Annotated in this window: 14 protein-coding genes; 13 read left to right on the plus strand and 1 reads right to left on the minus strand. The window is 71.4% G+C overall.

Annotated features, from left to right (window positions below; translation table 11 throughout):
• The first annotated feature begins 27 nt into the window (after positions 1-27).
• Genes ACZ5VQ_RS05680 through ACZ5VQ_RS05695 form a run of 4 tightly spaced genes read left to right on the plus strand, consistent with a single transcriptional unit; the run spans position 28 to position 4,015 of the window.
• Complete coding sequence (locus tag ACZ5VQ_RS05680) at positions 28-951, plus strand: ABC transporter permease (RefSeq protein WP_469103823.1); 924 nt, start codon at positions 28-30, stop codon at positions 949-951.
• Positions 944-1,957 carry an ABC transporter permease gene (locus tag ACZ5VQ_RS05685; RefSeq protein ID WP_469103824.1) on the plus strand — a complete coding sequence of 338 codons (1,014 nt, stop codon included), beginning with the start codon at positions 944-946 and terminating at the stop codon, positions 1,955-1,957. The genes ACZ5VQ_RS05680 and ACZ5VQ_RS05685 overlap by 8 nt, the downstream gene beginning before the upstream one ends.
• Before the next feature lie 5 nt (positions 1,958-1,962).
• Positions 1,963-2,946, plus strand: coding sequence for an ABC transporter ATP-binding protein (locus tag ACZ5VQ_RS05690; protein ID WP_469103825.1), 984 nt, complete (start codon positions 1,963-1,965; stop codon positions 2,944-2,946).
• Positions 2,939-4,015, plus strand: coding sequence for an ABC transporter ATP-binding protein (locus ACZ5VQ_RS05695; RefSeq protein ID WP_469103826.1), 1,077 nt, complete (start codon positions 2,939-2,941; stop codon positions 4,013-4,015). The genes ACZ5VQ_RS05690 and ACZ5VQ_RS05695 overlap by 8 nt, the downstream gene beginning before the upstream one ends.
• Before the next feature lie 149 nt (positions 4,016-4,164).
• On the opposite strand, the gene ACZ5VQ_RS05700 is transcribed toward ACZ5VQ_RS05695, so the two are convergent.
• Positions 4,165-6,282 carry a S9 family peptidase gene (locus ACZ5VQ_RS05700; RefSeq protein ID WP_469103827.1) on the minus strand — a complete coding sequence of 706 codons (2,118 nt, stop codon included), beginning with the start codon at positions 6,280-6,282 and terminating at the stop codon, positions 4,165-4,167.
• Between the two features lie 176 nt (positions 6,283-6,458).
• Here ACZ5VQ_RS05700 and ACZ5VQ_RS05705 point away from each other — a divergent pair, with 176 nt between their 5' ends.
• The 9 genes from ACZ5VQ_RS05705 (at position 6,459) to ACZ5VQ_RS05745 (ending at position 15,342) form a co-directional block, all read left to right on the plus strand.
• Positions 6,459-6,653, plus strand: a complete 195-nt coding sequence (locus tag ACZ5VQ_RS05705; RefSeq protein ID WP_359719782.1) for a hypothetical protein — start codon at positions 6,459-6,461, stop codon at positions 6,651-6,653.
• 22 nt (positions 6,654-6,675) lie between these two features.
• Positions 6,676-7,572: an N-acetyl-1-D-myo-inositol-2-amino-2-deoxy-alpha-D-glucopyranoside deacetylase gene (mshB, locus tag ACZ5VQ_RS05710; protein ID WP_469103828.1), complete on the plus strand. Its 897-nt coding sequence runs from the start codon at positions 6,676-6,678 to the stop codon at positions 7,570-7,572.
• 40 nt (positions 7,573-7,612) lie between these two features.
• On the plus strand, positions 7,613-8,038 hold the full coding sequence (locus ACZ5VQ_RS05715) for a DUF6113 family protein (RefSeq protein WP_362081335.1): 426 nt from the start codon (positions 7,613-7,615) through the stop codon (positions 8,036-8,038).
• Between the two features lie 160 nt (positions 8,039-8,198).
• Positions 8,199-10,724 (plus strand): hypothetical protein, encoded by a 2,526-nt coding sequence (locus tag ACZ5VQ_RS05720; protein ID WP_469103829.1) that lies wholly within the window; start codon positions 8,199-8,201, stop codon positions 10,722-10,724.
• A gap of 135 nt (positions 10,725-10,859) precedes the next feature.
• Entirely contained in the window at positions 10,860-11,708 is an 849-nt protein-coding gene (locus ACZ5VQ_RS05725; RefSeq protein WP_469103830.1) for a substrate-binding domain-containing protein, read from the plus strand.
• A gap of 91 nt (positions 11,709-11,799) precedes the next feature.
• Positions 11,800-12,729 (plus strand): ABC transporter ATP-binding protein, encoded by a 930-nt coding sequence (locus ACZ5VQ_RS05730; protein ID WP_469103831.1) that lies wholly within the window; start codon positions 11,800-11,802, stop codon positions 12,727-12,729.
• A gap of 104 nt (positions 12,730-12,833) precedes the next feature.
• Positions 12,834-13,574, plus strand: coding sequence for an ABC transporter permease (locus tag ACZ5VQ_RS05735; protein ID WP_362081500.1), 741 nt, complete (start codon positions 12,834-12,836; stop codon positions 13,572-13,574).
• Positions 13,571-14,731 (plus strand): sensor histidine kinase, encoded by a 1,161-nt coding sequence (locus tag ACZ5VQ_RS05740; protein ID WP_469103832.1) that lies wholly within the window; start codon positions 13,571-13,573, stop codon positions 14,729-14,731. The genes ACZ5VQ_RS05735 and ACZ5VQ_RS05740 overlap by 4 nt, the downstream gene beginning before the upstream one ends.
• Positions 14,728-15,342 (plus strand): response regulator, encoded by a 615-nt coding sequence (locus ACZ5VQ_RS05745; RefSeq protein WP_469103833.1) that lies wholly within the window; start codon positions 14,728-14,730, stop codon positions 15,340-15,342. The genes ACZ5VQ_RS05740 and ACZ5VQ_RS05745 overlap by 4 nt, the downstream gene beginning before the upstream one ends.
• Positions 15,343-15,348: the final 6 nt, after the last annotated feature.

Consider the following 15,348-nt stretch of genomic DNA (forward strand, 5'->3'; position numbering starts at 1 on the left):
GTGCCCCCGCCTACCTCCGGAGCCCTCATGGGACGGTATGTGATCCGGCGCCTGCTGCAGATGATCCCGGTCTTCTTCGGCGCCACCCTGTTGATCTTCCTGATGGTGAACGTGATGGGCGACCCCATCGCGGGCCTGTGCGGCGACCGGCAGTGCGACCCCGCGACGGCCACCCAGCTGCGCAAGGAGTTCGGCCTCGACAAGCCCCTGTGGCAGCAATACGTGACGTACATGGGCAACGTCTTCACCGGCGACTTCGGCACCGCGTTCAACGGCCAGGAGGTCACCGAGCTGATGTCGACCGCGTTCCCGGTCACCATCCGGCTCACGATCGTCGCGATCCTCTTCGAGATCGTCATCGGCATCACACTCGGCGTCGTCACCGGACTGCGCCGCGGCCGTCCCGTCGACACCGGCGTCCTGCTGGTCACCCTCGTCGTCATCTCCGTGCCGACCTTCGTCACCGGTCTGCTGCTCCAGCTGCTGCTGGGCGTCGAATGGGGCTGGATCAGTCCGTCCGTCTCCCCGGAGGCCCCCTTCGACGAGCTGATCGTGCCGGGCCTGGTGCTCGCGTCCGTCTCCCTCGCGTACGTGACCCGGCTGACCCGCACCTCCATCGCGGAGAACCGGCGCGCCGACTACGTCCGTACGGCCGTCGCCAAGGGGCTGCCCCGGCGGCGGGTCATCACCCGGCATCTGCTGCGCAACTCGCTGATCCCGGTGGTCACCTTCATCGGCACCGACATCGGCGCGCTGATGGGCGGCGCGATCGTCACCGAGCGCATCTTCAACATCCACGGCGTCGGCTTCCAGCTCTACCAGGGCATCCTGCGCCAGAACACCCAGACCGTCGTCGGCTTCGTGACCGTCCTGGTCCTCGTCTTCCTGGTGGCCAACCTGCTGGTCGACCTCCTGTACGCCGTACTCGACCCGAGGATCCGCTATGCCTGAACCGATGCCGCGCGAGCCGCACCTGTCGGGCGGGGGCCGCGCCCCGGAGGACGGGGCCATCGCCGCCACGGGCATGGGCGGCGCCATGGACCTGGCCACGGCGGAAGGCGCGACCCTGGAGAAGACTCCGGGCCGGCCGGACGGCGCGGGCCCCGCCGAGAAGCCGCGCTCCCTCTGGTCCGACGCCTGGCGGGATCTGCGCCGCAACCCCGTCTTCATCATCTCGGCGCTCATCATCCTGTTCCTGGTCTTCATCTCCCTGTGGCCGGGGGTGATCGCCACCCAGAACCCGCTCAAGTGCGACCTCGCCAAGGCCCAGGAGGGCTCCCAGCCCGGACACCCCTTCGGCTTCAACGGCCAGGGTTGCGACGTCTACACCCGCACGGTGTACGGGGCCCGGGTGTCCGTCACCGTCGGTGTGTGCGCCACGCTCGGGGTCGCGATCCTCGGCTCGGTGCTCGGCGGGCTCGCCGGGTTCTTCGGCGGGGTGTGGGACGCGATCCTGTCCCGGATCACCGACATCTTCTTCGCGATCCCCGTCGTCCTCGGCGGTCTGGTGCTGCTGTCCGTCGTCACCAGCTCCACGGTCTGGCCGGTGATCGGGTTCATGGTGCTGCTCGGCTGGCCGCAGATCTCCCGTATCGCCCGCGGCTCCGTCATCACCACCAAGCAGAACGACTACGTCCAGGCGGCCCGGGCGCTCGGCGCCTCCAACTCGCGGATGATGCTGCGGCACATCACGCCCAACGCCATCGCTCCGGTCATCGTCGTGGCGACCATCGCGCTCGGTACGTACATCTCGCTGGAGGCGACCCTCTCGTACCTCGGCGTCGGGCTGAAGCCGCCCACCGTGAGCTGGGGCATCGACATCTCCTCGGCGTCCCAGTACATCCGCACGGCGCCGCACGCGCTCCTGTGGCCGGCCGGGGCCCTCGCCGTCACCGTCCTCGCGTTCATCATGCTCGGCGACGCGGTGCGCGACGCCCTCGACCCGAAGCTGAGGTGACCGCTGTGCTGCTCGAAGTGCGCGATCTGCACGTGGAGTTCAGGACCAGGGACGGGGTGGCCAAGGCCGTCAACGGCGTCTCCTACAGCGTGGACGAGGGCGAGACGCTCGCCGTGCTCGGCGAGTCCGGCTCCGGCAAGTCCGTGACCGCCCAGGCGATCATGGGCATCCTCGACACCCCGCCCGGGAAGATCACCGCGGGCGAGATCCTCTTCCAGGGCGAGGACCTCCTGAAGTTCAGGGAGGAGGAGCGGCGCAGGGTCCGCGGCGCCCGGATGGCGATGATCTTCCAGGACGCGCTGTCCTCCCTGAACCCGGTGCTCAGCGTCGGCGCCCAGCTCGGCGAGATGTTCAGCGTCCACCAGGGCATGTCCAGGAAGGCCGCCAAGGCGAAAGCGATCGAGCTGATGGAGCGGGTGCGCATCCCGGCCGCGGCCGCCCGGGTCGGCGACTATCCCCACCAGTTCTCCGGCGGTATGCGCCAGCGCATCATGATCGCCATGGCGCTGGCCCTCGAACCGGACCTGATCATCGCCGACGAACCCACCACCGCCCTCGACGTCACCGTCCAGGCCCAGGTCATGGACCTCCTCGCCGAGCTCCAGCGCGAGCTCAACATGGGGCTCATCCTCATCACCCACGACCTCGGCGTGGTCGCGGACGTCGCCGACCGGATCGCCGTGATGTACGCGGGCCGGATCGTCGAGTCCGCCCCGGTCCACGACATCTACAAGGCCCCCGCGCACCCCTACACGAAGGGCCTCCTGGAGTCGATCCCGCGGCTCGACCAGAAGGGCAAGGAGCTGTACGCCATCAAGGGCCTGCCACCGAACCTCATGCACATCCCGCCCGGCTGCGCCTTCAACCCGCGCTGCCCACTGGCCCAGGACGTCTGCCGGACCGACGTACCGCCGCTGTACGACGTGACCGAGGCGGGCACCGACCGCGTGAGCGCCTGCCACTTCTGGCGGGAGTGCCTCCATGGCTGAGCCGATCCTCCAGGTGCGGGGCCTGGTCAAGCACTACCCGCTCACCCAGGGCATCGTCTTCAGGAAACAGATCGGCGCGGTGAAGGCCGTCGACGGCGTCGACTTCGAACTCGCCGCGGGCGAGACCCTCGGCATCGTCGGCGAGTCCGGCTGCGGCAAGTCCACGGTCGCCAAGATGCTGGTCAACCTGGAGAAGCCGACGGCCGGCGAGATCGCGTACAAGGGCGAGGACGTCACCAGGCTCTCCGGCCGCGCGTTGAAGGCCGTGCGCCGCAACATCCAGATGGTCTTCCAGGACCCGTACACCTCGCTCAACCCGCGCATGACCGTCGGCGACATCATCGGGGAGCCGTACGAGATCCACCCCGAGGTCGCGCCGAAGGGCAACCGGCGCCGAAAGGTCCAGGACCTGCTGGACGTGGTCGGGCTCAACCCGGAGTACATCAACCGCTATCCGCACCAGTTCTCCGGCGGCCAGCGCCAGCGCATCGGCATCGCGCGCGGACTGGCCCTGCGCCCCGAGATCATCGTCGCCGACGAGCCGGTGTCCGCCCTCGACGTGTCGGTGCAGGCCCAGGTCATCAACCTGATGGACCGGCTCCAGAGCGAGTTCGACCTGTCGTACGTGTTCATCGCGCACGACCTCTCGATCGTGCGGCACATCTCCGACCGGGTCGGGGTGATGTACCTCGGGCGGATCGTGGAGATCGGCAGGGACGCCGAGATCTACGACCACCCGACGCATCCCTATACACAGGCGCTGCTGTCCGCCGTGCCCGTCCCGGACCCCGAGGCCCGCGAGCACCGGGAGCGGATCATCCTCTTCGGCGACGTGCCCTCACCGGCGAACATCCCCTCCGGCTGCCGCTTCCGCACCCGCTGCTGGAAGGCGAAGGAGCGCTGTGCCCTGGAGGTCCCGCTGCTCGCGGTGCCCGCGGAGTTCCGGTACGAGGCGGCCGGTCCCGCGGCCCACGACTCGGCGTGCCACTTCGCGGAGGAGAAGCAGGTGGTCCCACCGGAGGAGCCGACAGGCGAGAGCCCTGACGGACCCACGGACGACGTGAAATAGCATGACAAATGCGCATCAACTTCGTTAACACGCAGGCAACTTCACCGACCCGATACCGATATACGGACGCGTCAGTCTGAACAGCGTACGGCCGTGCGGGTGCCGTAGACCGGCCGGGGCGCGCCATGTCTCCCCGGCCGGTCGCATCTCTACACCAGGTTCAGGGACCGCTTCAGGAAGTCCACCTGGAGCAGCAGCAGATTCTCCGCGACCTGCTCCTGCGGGGTCATGTGCGTGACCCCCGACAGCGGCAGCACCTCGTGCGGGCGGCCCGCGGCCAGCAGCGCGGAGGACAGCCGCAGGGAGTGCGCGACCACCACGTTGTCGTCGGCGAGACCGTGCACGATCATCATCGGCCGGGCCGGCTCGGCGGCCCCCACCAGACCGTCGTCGTCGATCAGCGAATTCGCCGCGTACACCTCCGGCTGCCTGTTCGGATCGCCCAGATACCGCTCGGTGTAGTGGGTGTCGTACAGCCGCTGGTCCGTCACCGGCGCGCCCACCACGCCCGCGTGGAAGACGTCCGGGCGGCGCAGCACCGCGAGCCCCGCGAGATAGCCGCCGAACGACCAGCCGCGGATCGCCACCCGGTCCAGGTCCAGCGGGAAGCGTTCGGCGAGCGCCCGGAGCGCGTGGATCTGGTCGTCGAGGACGACCGCCGCGAGATCATCCTTGATCGACTTCTCCCAGGCGGGCGAGCGGCCCGGCATGCCCCGCCCGTCCGCGACGATCACGGCGAACCCCTGGTCGGCGAACCACTGCGAGGTCAGATACGGGTTGTGCGCGGCCAGCACGCGCTGCCCGTGCGGCCCGCCGTACGGGTCCATCAGCACCGGCAGCGGACCGTCGGTGTAGTCCGTGGGGAGCAGAACGGCGCACGGCACACGGCGCTCGCCCGCCTCCGTGAGCGTCACGCGCGGGCTCAGCCCGGGGTCTTCGGCGTACGACATCACGGTCGCCGTGCGCTTGCCGTCCCGCAGTACCTGTACCTGGGCGCCCGGTTGACCGGGCACGGCCGACACGAGGACCGTCACCCCGCCCGCGCGCACCGCCGAGTGGACGCCGGGTTCCTGTGAAATCCGTTCCACACCGAGGTCGTTGACCCGGTAGACGTGCACCTCACCGGTCTCCGGGGCGGCCGCCGCCGCACCGGCCGACGCGGAGACCAGCACGTCGTCGTCCGACACGTCCAGGACCGCTCGCACATGCAACTGCGGTCCCGTCAGGGGGCGTTCGCCCACGGCGAGCACTCGCGCCCCGCCCTCGTCGGCGATCCGCACGAGCTGTCCGCTCGGGCTCCAGCTCGGTACCCCGGGGAAAAGATCAAGCCATTGTGGATCTTCGTCCGCGTGCACCATCCGGGTCGCCCCGGTGTCCGGGTCGACGGCCAGATAGAGCTGGCTCGACTGGTCGCGCGCCTGGACGAGAAGCAGCGGCGCTCCGGCCGCCGACCAGTGCACCCGCGCGAGGTAGGGGTAGCGCGCCCGGTCCCATGCGACCTCCGTGCGCGCCCCTTCGAGTCCGATCACGAAGAGCCGCACGTCCGCGTTGTCCGTTCCGGCCGCCGGATAGGCGACCTGCTGCGGATCCCGCTCGGGATGCGCCGGATCGGAGATCCACCAGCGGCGTACGGGGGCGTCGTCGGCCCGGGCGACCAGCAGCCGGTCCGACTCCGGCGACCACCAGAAACCACGCGAACGGCCCATCTCCTCGGCCGCGATGAACTCGGCGAGACCGTAGGTGACCGTGTCGGACTCCGGCTCCACGAGCGCCCGGTCGTCCTCCCCCTCGGCGCCGACGACCCTCAGGGCACCCCCGGAGACGTACGCGACGAGCCGTCCGTCGGGGGACGGGCGGGGGTCAAGGACCGGCCCGGGAACCCGCAGTTCACGTGCCGTGCCCGCCCGCAGCTCCGCGGTGAACAGCCGTCCCGACAGGGCGAAGGACGCCAACTCCACGGCCGCGTCGGTGGCATAGCCGACGATGCCCGCGCCGCCCTCGCGGCTGCGCTCGCGCCGGGCCCGTTCCGCCGCCGACAGTCTCTCCGAGGAGCCTCCGAGCAGCGCGCCCGGATCCGCGGCGGGACGCTCCTCGCCGTCCGCCGCGTCGAGAACCCACAGCTGGTTCGCCCGGTCCGTGCCGGACGAGGACCGCAGGTACACGACCCGGGAACCGTCGGGCGCCACGGTGAACGCACGGGGCGCGCCGAGCGTGAAGCGCAGGGTGCGCGCCTGCCGGCGCGGAAAGGAGAGAGGCTCGGTCGTCATGCTCCGACCATATTGGCCATGCGCCCCCTTGTGCGGCCGTGCGCCGATCAATGCGCACGTACGAATAGTTATGATCACTACTGCTGCGTGGGTATCAACCTGCTGGCCGTTGTACGGATTTACTGCCCCCATCATCCGACCCCCCGCGTCCCTGGGATCCTTGGAGGTGAGCCGCCGTGGCACTCTCGATTTCGGCGGTGGTGCTGCTGGCGATCATCGTCTTCATCCTGATCAAGAAATCAGGGCTGAAGGCGCCTCACGCCATCGTCTGCGTCCTGTTCGGCTTCTATCTCGCCAGCTCGACGATGGCCCCGACGATCAGCGAGGTGACCACGAACATCGCGGACATGGTCGGAGGCATCAAGTTCTGACCCGCCTCGTAGGGTGGGGCCCATGACGGAACTGCCCTCCCGGCGTCTGCTCCTGGTGCACGCGCACCCGGACGACGAGGCGATCAACAACGGCGCGACCATGGCCAGGTACGCGGCCGAGGGCGCCCACGTCACGCTCGTGACCTGCACCCTGGGCCAGCGGGGCGAGGTCATCCCGCCCGGCCTCGCCCACCTGTCGGGCGAGGCCCTCGGCGATCACCGCCAAGCCGAGCTCGGCGCGGCGATGCGCGAGCTCGGGGTGAGCGACTTCCGCTCCCTCGGCGGCCCCGGCCGCTACCACGACTCCGGGATGATGGGCCTGCCCGACAACGACGACCCGCGCTGCTTCTGGCAGGCGGACGTCGACGAGGCGGCCGCGGACCTCGTCCAGGTGATCCGCGAGGTGCGCCCCCAGGTGCTCGTGACGTACGACACGAACGGCGGCTACGGCCACCCGGACCACATCCAGGCCCACCGCGTCGCGATGCGCGCCGCCGACCTGGCCGCGGAGCCGGGCTTCCGTCCGGAGCTCGGCGAACCGTGGACGATCGCAAAGATCTACTGGAACCGCGTACCGCGCACGGTCGCCGAGGAGGGCTTCGCCCGGCTGAAGGACGTGCTCGACGAACTGCCGTTCCCCGCCTCCGCCGCCGTCGACGACGTGCCGGGCGTGGTGGACGACTCGCTGATCTCCACGGAGATCGACGGCACCCCCTTCGCCGCGGCCAAGGCCGCCGCGATGCGGGCGCACGCCACCCAGATCGAGGTCGTCGAGCCGTGGTTCGCCCTCTCCAACCAGCTCGCGCAGCCGCTGTTCGTCGTGGAGTACTACGAGTTGGTGCGCGGCGGGCGCGAAGGACCGGCGTGGGAGACGGACCTGTTCGCCGGGACGGCCGAAAAGGATGAGGGTGTCCGATGAGTCGTGATGGATGTCCGACACGTAATGAAGTGAGTGGCTGATGAGTACGGCGAACAGGCCGGGTGCGGGCAGCATGCTCGCCGAGCCCCCGCGAGCGCCCTCGGCGGGACGGATCCTCGTCCACCTGGGGCTCTTCGTGCTGGGTGCCGTGGTCGGGGCGGCCGGGGGACTGGTCCAGGCGGGCCTGTTCCCGGGCGGGCTGCTGCTCGCGCTGGCCGGCGCGGCGGGGCTCTTCGTCGGCGGGGGACGGGCGACCGGTGGCCGGGGCGGGGCCGTGGCACCCGCCGCCGGCTGGATGATCGCCGTTGTCCTGCTCACCGCGAGTCGGCCCGAGGGGGACTTCCTTTTCGCCGCAGGAGCGGGCTCCTACCTCTTCCTGCTCGGCGGAATGGCCGTGGCTGTGATGTGCGCCACCCTTGGCCCGGGGCGGCAACCAGGTGGGCCCGCCGCCCGACTTGGCAAGTGACGTACCACTTCGCCGCAGTGCGCAGGTGCAAGTCCGGTGTGGGTTTCCCCTACGGCCGCAGGATGCGGACGACAAGTGGCCAGTATGGTGGTGCGCGCCGCCGAGCCGCCCGAATCGAGGTCGAGTACACGGGCGGTGGAGCCAACCAGGAGAACCTGCCTTGAGTCGTGAAACTGACAGTCCGTCCTCCGGGCCCAACGGGCGCGGCGGAACCGCATACCCGTCGGGGACTCCGCCGTACGGAACGCCCAAGGCTTCCGACGGCGCCGCCGACAATGGGCGTTCCGCCGGTGACCGGCCGGAGCAGCCCAAGACCGAGACCACGCTGACGACGCGGATCCGCATCAACATCCCCGGATCCCGGCCCATTCCGCCGGTCGTCGTGCGCACACCCGTCGGGGGCGGCGAGTCCTCCGACAGCACGAGTGTGCCCACACCGGCCCCTGTCGACACCGGGCCGAGCACCGGCGTGGGCGGGCCCGTGGACTCCGACACCGGGTCCCACCCCATGCCCACGCCCTCCGCCGAGGACAAGACGAGCGACTGGTTCGCGCCACGCAAGTCCGGTGCGCCCAAGGGCGGTCCGGGCGGTGGCGGCACCAACGGCGCCGGTACGCCCGGCGGTTCGGGTGCGCCGGGCCCCGGTACGGGTGCCGGAGCGGGAGTTGGCGGTTCCGGTGCACCCGGTGCGCGGCCCTCCGGTTCGGCCGCGCCCAAGGGCGCCGGTGCCGGTGGTGCGGCCAGGCCCGGTGGCTCCCGGCCCGGCGGCACCAACGGCGCGGGGCTGCCCGGCGCGGGCGGTACCGGGCCCGTGGCGCCCGGCCACGGCGGCGGTACCGGTTCCTTCGACGTGTCCGCGGCACTGGCGGCGGGGCCGCTGGGCAGCGGGCCCGGCAACTCGCCGTATCCGACGGACGGCGCGGGCGACGGCGGCGGTGAGCCGCGGCGCGACGGGCTTCCGTACTTCTCCGGCGGCGGCCAGGGCGGACCTTCGGGCCCGACCGGCGGGCCGGTCACCGGCGACGGTCAGCTGACACCGCCCGGCGCGGTGCGCGGCGGAGCCCCGAGCGGACTTGGCGGCCCTGGTAGTCCCGGTGGCCAGGTTCCCGGCGGTTCCGGCGGCCAGGGACTTCCCGGTGGTCCGGGCGCTCCCGGCGGTCAGGGCGCTCCCGGTGGACCCGGCGGTCCGCGTGTCCGTGGTGGCATGGGTGACCAGAACGGTCAGGGTGCCGCCGCGTTCCACGGCGCTTCCGGCGGACCGGGTGGACCCGGCGGCCCCGGAGCCCCGGACGGCTCGGGCTTCCCCGGCCCCAACGGTGCCCAGAACGGCTCCGGCTTCCCCGGCGGACCTGGCGGTCCGGGTGGCCCCGGCGGTCAGGGTGTCCCTGGTGGTCAGGGCGGCGCGTCTGGCGGTCCCGGCGCCTCCGGCTTCCCCGGTGGCAACGGTGCCCAGCACGGCTCGTCCTTCACCGGAGGCCCCGGCGGCGGGATGAGCGACGACACCGCGATCCTCACCCCGCAGAAGCCCGCCCCGGAACCCGGTACGCCGGGCTACGGCGGCGCCGGTGAGAACGTCTCGGGACACACGCTGACCAGCGGCATCCCCGTCGTGCCGCCCGCCCCGAACTCGCCGTTCGGACCGGGCGCGCACACTGACGGACCGCTGCCGCACCAGCCCCCGAAGCTGCCCGAGCCCGTCTCGCCGGCGGCGCCCGCGGCCTCGCGGACCAAGAAGAAAAAGGGCCGCAACAAGCTGGTGCTCCTGGTCACCGGCGTGGTGACGCTGGGCGGCATCGCGTACGGCGCCGGTCTGCTCATGAACCACTCCGATGTGCCCAAGGGCACCACCGTGCTCGGCGTCGACATCGGCGGCGGCACCCGTGATGAGGCCGTCAAGAAGCTCGACGACGCCTTCAAGGCACGGGCGGCCAAGCCGCTGCAGCTCTCGGTCGAGGGCGACACCGTCGCGCTCAGGCCGGACCAGGCCGGTCTCCAGCTCGACAGCCAGGCGACGGTACGGTCCGCGGCGGGCAGCGACTACAACCCCGTCTCGGTGATCGGCTCGCTGTTCGGCAACCATCGCGTGGTCGACCCCGCGATGCCCGTCGACGAGGAGAAGCTGGCGGCCGCCCTGGAGCGCGCCGCGGGCGGTTCCGGCTCGGCGACCGAGGGCACGATCAAGTTCGAGTCGGGCAAGGCCGTTGCCGTCTACGGCAAGGCGGGCAAGGGCATCGACACCGGACAGTCGACGGAGGCCGTCGAGGAGGCGTACCGCGCGCAGGTGGAGACCGGCAAGGCGGCGACCGTCAAGGTCCCCACCACGGCCAAGGAGCCCAAGGTCACCAAGGCCGAGGTCGACCGCATGATGAAGACGTTCGCACAGCCGGCGATGTCGGCCAACGTGACGATCAAGGCCGGCGGGGTGGAGCTCCCGTTCAGCCCGGAGAACTCCCTGTGGAAGTTCCTCGGCGTCAAGGCCAACGCCCAGGGCAAGTTGGTCGAGTACTACGACCTGGAAGCGCTGAAGGAGCTGTACGGCGGCGCCTTCGACGGCGTACTGATCACCCGGGGCAACGGCAAGAAGACCCCCGTGACGCCCCAGGACGTGGTCGGCGCGATGCGCCCGGCACTCCTCGGCAAGACGGCGGCGGACCGTGTGGGAGTGATCGAGACCAACCCCAGCTAGTCGCGGACCGGTTGAGCGGACTGGTTGAAGGGGGCACCCGGTGATGGCCGGGTGTCCCCTTGTCTCGTTCCGGCGTCCGGCTCATCGTGGCCCGAGTGGCCCGCGCCGGGCGGGTGTCGAAGGGGCGGGTGCCGTATGGGCTGGGAGTTCACGGACGACCGGGGGATCACGTTACGGCGCATCGGGCGGCCCGAGAGGGTGGCCGCGTACGTCCGCGCGGGCGCGGCACTGTGGGATCTGGGGGTCCGGCCCGTCGGGGTGTACGGATCAGGCCACGACGGCGACGAGCCCGACCGCGCCAAGTCCGGTGCCCTGGCCGACGTCCCGTACCTGGGCGCGGGCAAGGGGCTGGACGACGGGGCGATACGGTCCGTACGGCCCGACATCGTCGTCGACGTCACGTACGACCGGGAGAAGCCGTACGCCGTCACGGAGGCGGCGGCGAAACGGGCCGGCGCACCCGTCCTCGCCCTGGCGGTCGGCGGGGACACCTCGCTGCCCGGCATCCTGGCGCGGTTCGTCCAGCTGGCGGTGGCCCTCGGCGGCGAACCGACGGGCGGGGACAGCGAGTTGGCCGCGGCGGAGGACGCCGTACGGTCCGCCGCCTCCGTGCCGCTGAAGGTGCTCGCGCTGTCGGCCGCCGGAACCCGCCAGGCCCATCTCGCCCGGCCCGGGACCTGGCCCGAACTGCGTCATCTGGCCGAACTGGGCGTGCAGTTGACCGAGCCCGGCGCCGGTGGCGCGAACTGGTCCACGACCACGTGGGAGCACGCCCTCGACCTCGCCCCCGACCTGGTCCTCGCGGACGCCCGCGCGAACGCCGTGCCTGTGGGGGAGTTGGAGTCCGTGCCCGCCTGGGAGGCCCTCACCTCGACCGCGGCCGTGACGCCCTGGAACCCGGAACTGCCGTGCAGCGCCCACGCGTACGCCGCGTTCCTCCGCTCGGTGGCGGACGCGCTGGAGGTGCTGGGGGCCAGGAGGTGAGTTTCGCGTACCCGCACATGACATCTGTCATCCGTGAGTGACGATGGCCGACACTGCCGGGCGGGGCCCGCCTCCCGCCACGCTGGGTCACATGACAGCGACTGCGACAGCGGAGGCCACCGGCTCGGTGGTCGGGTTCGATCAGGTGACCAAGACCTACGGAAGCGGACGGGCCGTGGACGGGCTCACGCTGGCCCTGCATCCGGGCGAGACCGTGGCCCTGCTGGGGCCCAACGGTGCGGGCAAGTCGACCACGCTCGACCTGCTGCTCGGCCTGAAGCACGCGGACAGCGGCTCGGTGCGGGTGTTCGGCGGCAGCCCGCGAGAGGCCATCGTCGCCGGGCGCGTCGGCGCGATGCTGCAGAGCGGCGGGCTGATGGACGAGGTCACGGTCGGCGAGCTGGTGCGCCTCGCCTGCGACCTGCACCCGAAGCCGTTCCCCGTGCCGGACGTGCTCGCCCGCGCGAGCCTCACACAGATGGCGGACCGCAAGGTCAACAAACTCTCGGGCGGTCAGCAGCAGCGCGTCCGCTTCGCGCTCGCCACGGCCGGGGACAGCGACCTCATCGTCCTCGACGAGCCGACGACCGGCATGGACGTCTCCGCGCGCCAGGCCTTCTGGGCCACCATGCGGGAGCAGGCCGACCAGGGGCGGACGGTCCTGTTCGCCACGCACTACCTGGAGGAGGCCGACGCCATCGCCGACCGCGTGCTCGTCCTGCACCGGGGGCGGCTGCTCGCGGACGGCACCGCCGCCGAGATCAAGGCGAAGGCCGGCGCCCGGCGGATCGCGTTCGACCTGGAGGGCCCGATCGACGAGCCCGCGCTGCGCGACCTGCCTTTCCTCACCTCGCTCGACGTGTCGGGCCACACGGTCCGCATCCAGTCCTCCGACGCCGACGCGACCGTCCACGCCCTGTACGGGCTCGGCCTCCACCCCCGCAACCTCGAAGTGGCCGGGCTCGGTCTGGAGCAGGCCTTCGTCGCCATCACCGCCGCCGAGGAGGCGCGCACCTCATGAACGCCACGAACTCGATGAACGCCACGAACTCCATGAAGGCCACGAACTCCATGAAGGCCACGAGCACCAGGAACCCCATGAGCGGCATGACCGGCATGACCGGCATGAACGGTCTGATCAAGCTGGAGATCACCCGCGCCCTGCGCAACCGCAAGTTCCTGTTCTTCTCGGTGATCTACCCCTCGGCCCTGTTCCTCCTGATCGCGGGCAGCGCCGACAGTACGACCGAGGTCGACGGCACCGGGCTCACCCTGCCGACGTTCTTCATGGTCTCCATGGCCTCCTTCGGCGCCCTGACCGCCGTCCTCATGGGCAACAGCGAGCGCATAGCCAAGGAGCGGGAGAGCGGCTGGGTACGGCAGTTGCGGCTCACCACACTGCCGGGGCGCGGCTACGTCCTCGCGAAGACCGCGAGTGCGGCCGTGATCAGCCTGCCGTCGATCGTCGTCGTCTTCGTGGTCGCGGCAGCCGTGAAGGACGTACGTCTGGACGTCTGGCAGTGGCTCGCGCTCACCGGCGCGATCTGGGCCGGCAGCCTCGTCTTCGCCGCGCTCGGCGTCGCCATCGGCTACCTGGCGAGCGGTGACGCGGTCCGCCCGATCACGATGATCGTGTACTTCGGTCTGTCCATGCTGGGCGGACTGTGGATGCCGACGACGACCTTCCCCGACTGGCTGCAGGACATCGCCAAGTGGCTGCCCACGCACGCGTACGCTGCCCTCGGGCAGGCCATCGAACAGAGCCGGGCCCCGCACGCGCAGGACCTCGCCATCCTCGCCGTCTCCTTCGTCCTGTTCGCGGGCGGCGCGGCCTGGCTGTACAGGAAGGACACGCTGAAGGCGTGAGCGGCGTGGAGATCGGCATCGGGCAGCGCCCGCAGAACAACAGGCAGAGAGCGGTCAAGTTCCTCTGGACCGGCATCTGGCTCGCCTATCTGAGCGCGCCGGTGAGCGACCTGCTGCACGGCGGGCACAGCGACGGCGTCCGCGTCCTGGGCGCCGTCGGCCTGGTGGCCTTCGTCGCCTGGTACTTCGCCCTGGTCTTCCGGGCCGGACGGGGCGCGGCCAACGGGGTCGTCCTCGGTTCGCTGGCCGTGCTCGCGGCCCAGTCGTCGGTCCTCTCACTCACCCTCGGCCGCGAGTGGCTCGTCCTGTTCGTGTACGTTTCGGTCGCGTCCGGCGCGGCACTGCCACCGCGGTTCGCCCGGCTGACCGTCCCGGGCGTGTCCGCGCTGATGACGGTGATCGCCCTCTCCGTACCGGAGGGGAACGAGTACCTGGCCTCGCTGCTCCTCCCGGCGCTCCTCGGCGGCTTCTCCATGGTCGGCGTCCGCACCCTGATCCGTACGACCGTCGAACTGCGCGAGGCCCGCGCCACCGTCGCCCAGCTCGCCGCCAACGAGGAACGGCTGCGGCTCGCCCGCGACCTGCACGACCTGCTCGGCCACTCGCTCTCGCTGATCACGCTGAAGAGCGAGCTCGCGGGCCGGATGCTGCCCGAGCACCCCGACAGGGCGGCCCACCAGGTCGCCGACATCGAGAACGTCAGCCGGCAGGCCATGGTCGACGTCCGGGAGGCGGTCACCGGCTACCGGCGGCCCCGGCTGCCCGGCGAACTCGCGGGCGCGCGGGTCGCCCTCACGGCGGCGGGCATCACGGCCGAACTGCCGGCCGAACCGGACCTCACGGGCGTCGCCTCGGAGACCGAGTCCGCACTGGCCTGGGCGCTGCGCGAGGCGGTCACCAACGTCGTACGCCACAGCGGGGCCCGGCGCTGCACGGTCGAGCTGGTGCGGCGCCAGACGCTGGAGGGGCCGGTGCTGGAGCTGAGCGTGGAGGACGACGGCGGCGGCGCGGACAGCGGTCCGGGCAACGGGCTGACCGGATTGCGGGAGCGGCTGGAGAAGGTGGGCGGGCAGCTGGAGGCGGGGAGCGCACGGCACGGATTCCGGCTGCTGGCCCGCGTTCCCGCGGTCACCGCGGCCGTAGGATCCGGGGCATGAGCCGAACGATCAAGGTCCTGCTCGCCGAGGACCAGTCGATGGTCCGCGAGGCGCTGGCCGCCCTGCTCGGCCTCGAACCCGACATCGACGTGGTGGCACAGGTCGCCCGCGGCGACGAGGTGCTGGCCGCCGTACGCGGGCACGACGTGGACGTGGCGCTCCTGGACATCGAGATGCCGGGCGCCACCGGCATCGAGGCGGCTGCCGAGCTCCACCGGGAGTTTCCCGCGCTCAAGCTGGTCGTCCTCACGACCTTCGGCCGCCCCGGCTACCTCCGCAGCGCCATGGAGGCGGGCGCCGACGCCTTCCTGGTGAAGGACGCCCCCGCCGCCCAACTCGCCGAAGCGATACGCAAGGTCCTCACCGGCGAACGCGTCATCGACCCCGCACTCGCCGCGGCCGCCCTGGCCGAGGGCGCCAACCCCCTGACCGACCGCGAACGCGAGGTACTCCGCGCGGCGGCCGACGGCTCCACCAACGCAGACCTGGCAACGGCCCTCCACCTGTCCCACGGCACGGTCCGCAACTACCTCTCCACCGCGATCCAGAAACTGGCGGCACGGAACAGGGCGGAGGCGGTCAGGATCGCGAGGGAGAAGGGCTGGCTGTAAGGCCCC

This window comes from Streptomyces sp. NPDC033178, assembly GCF_055577685.1.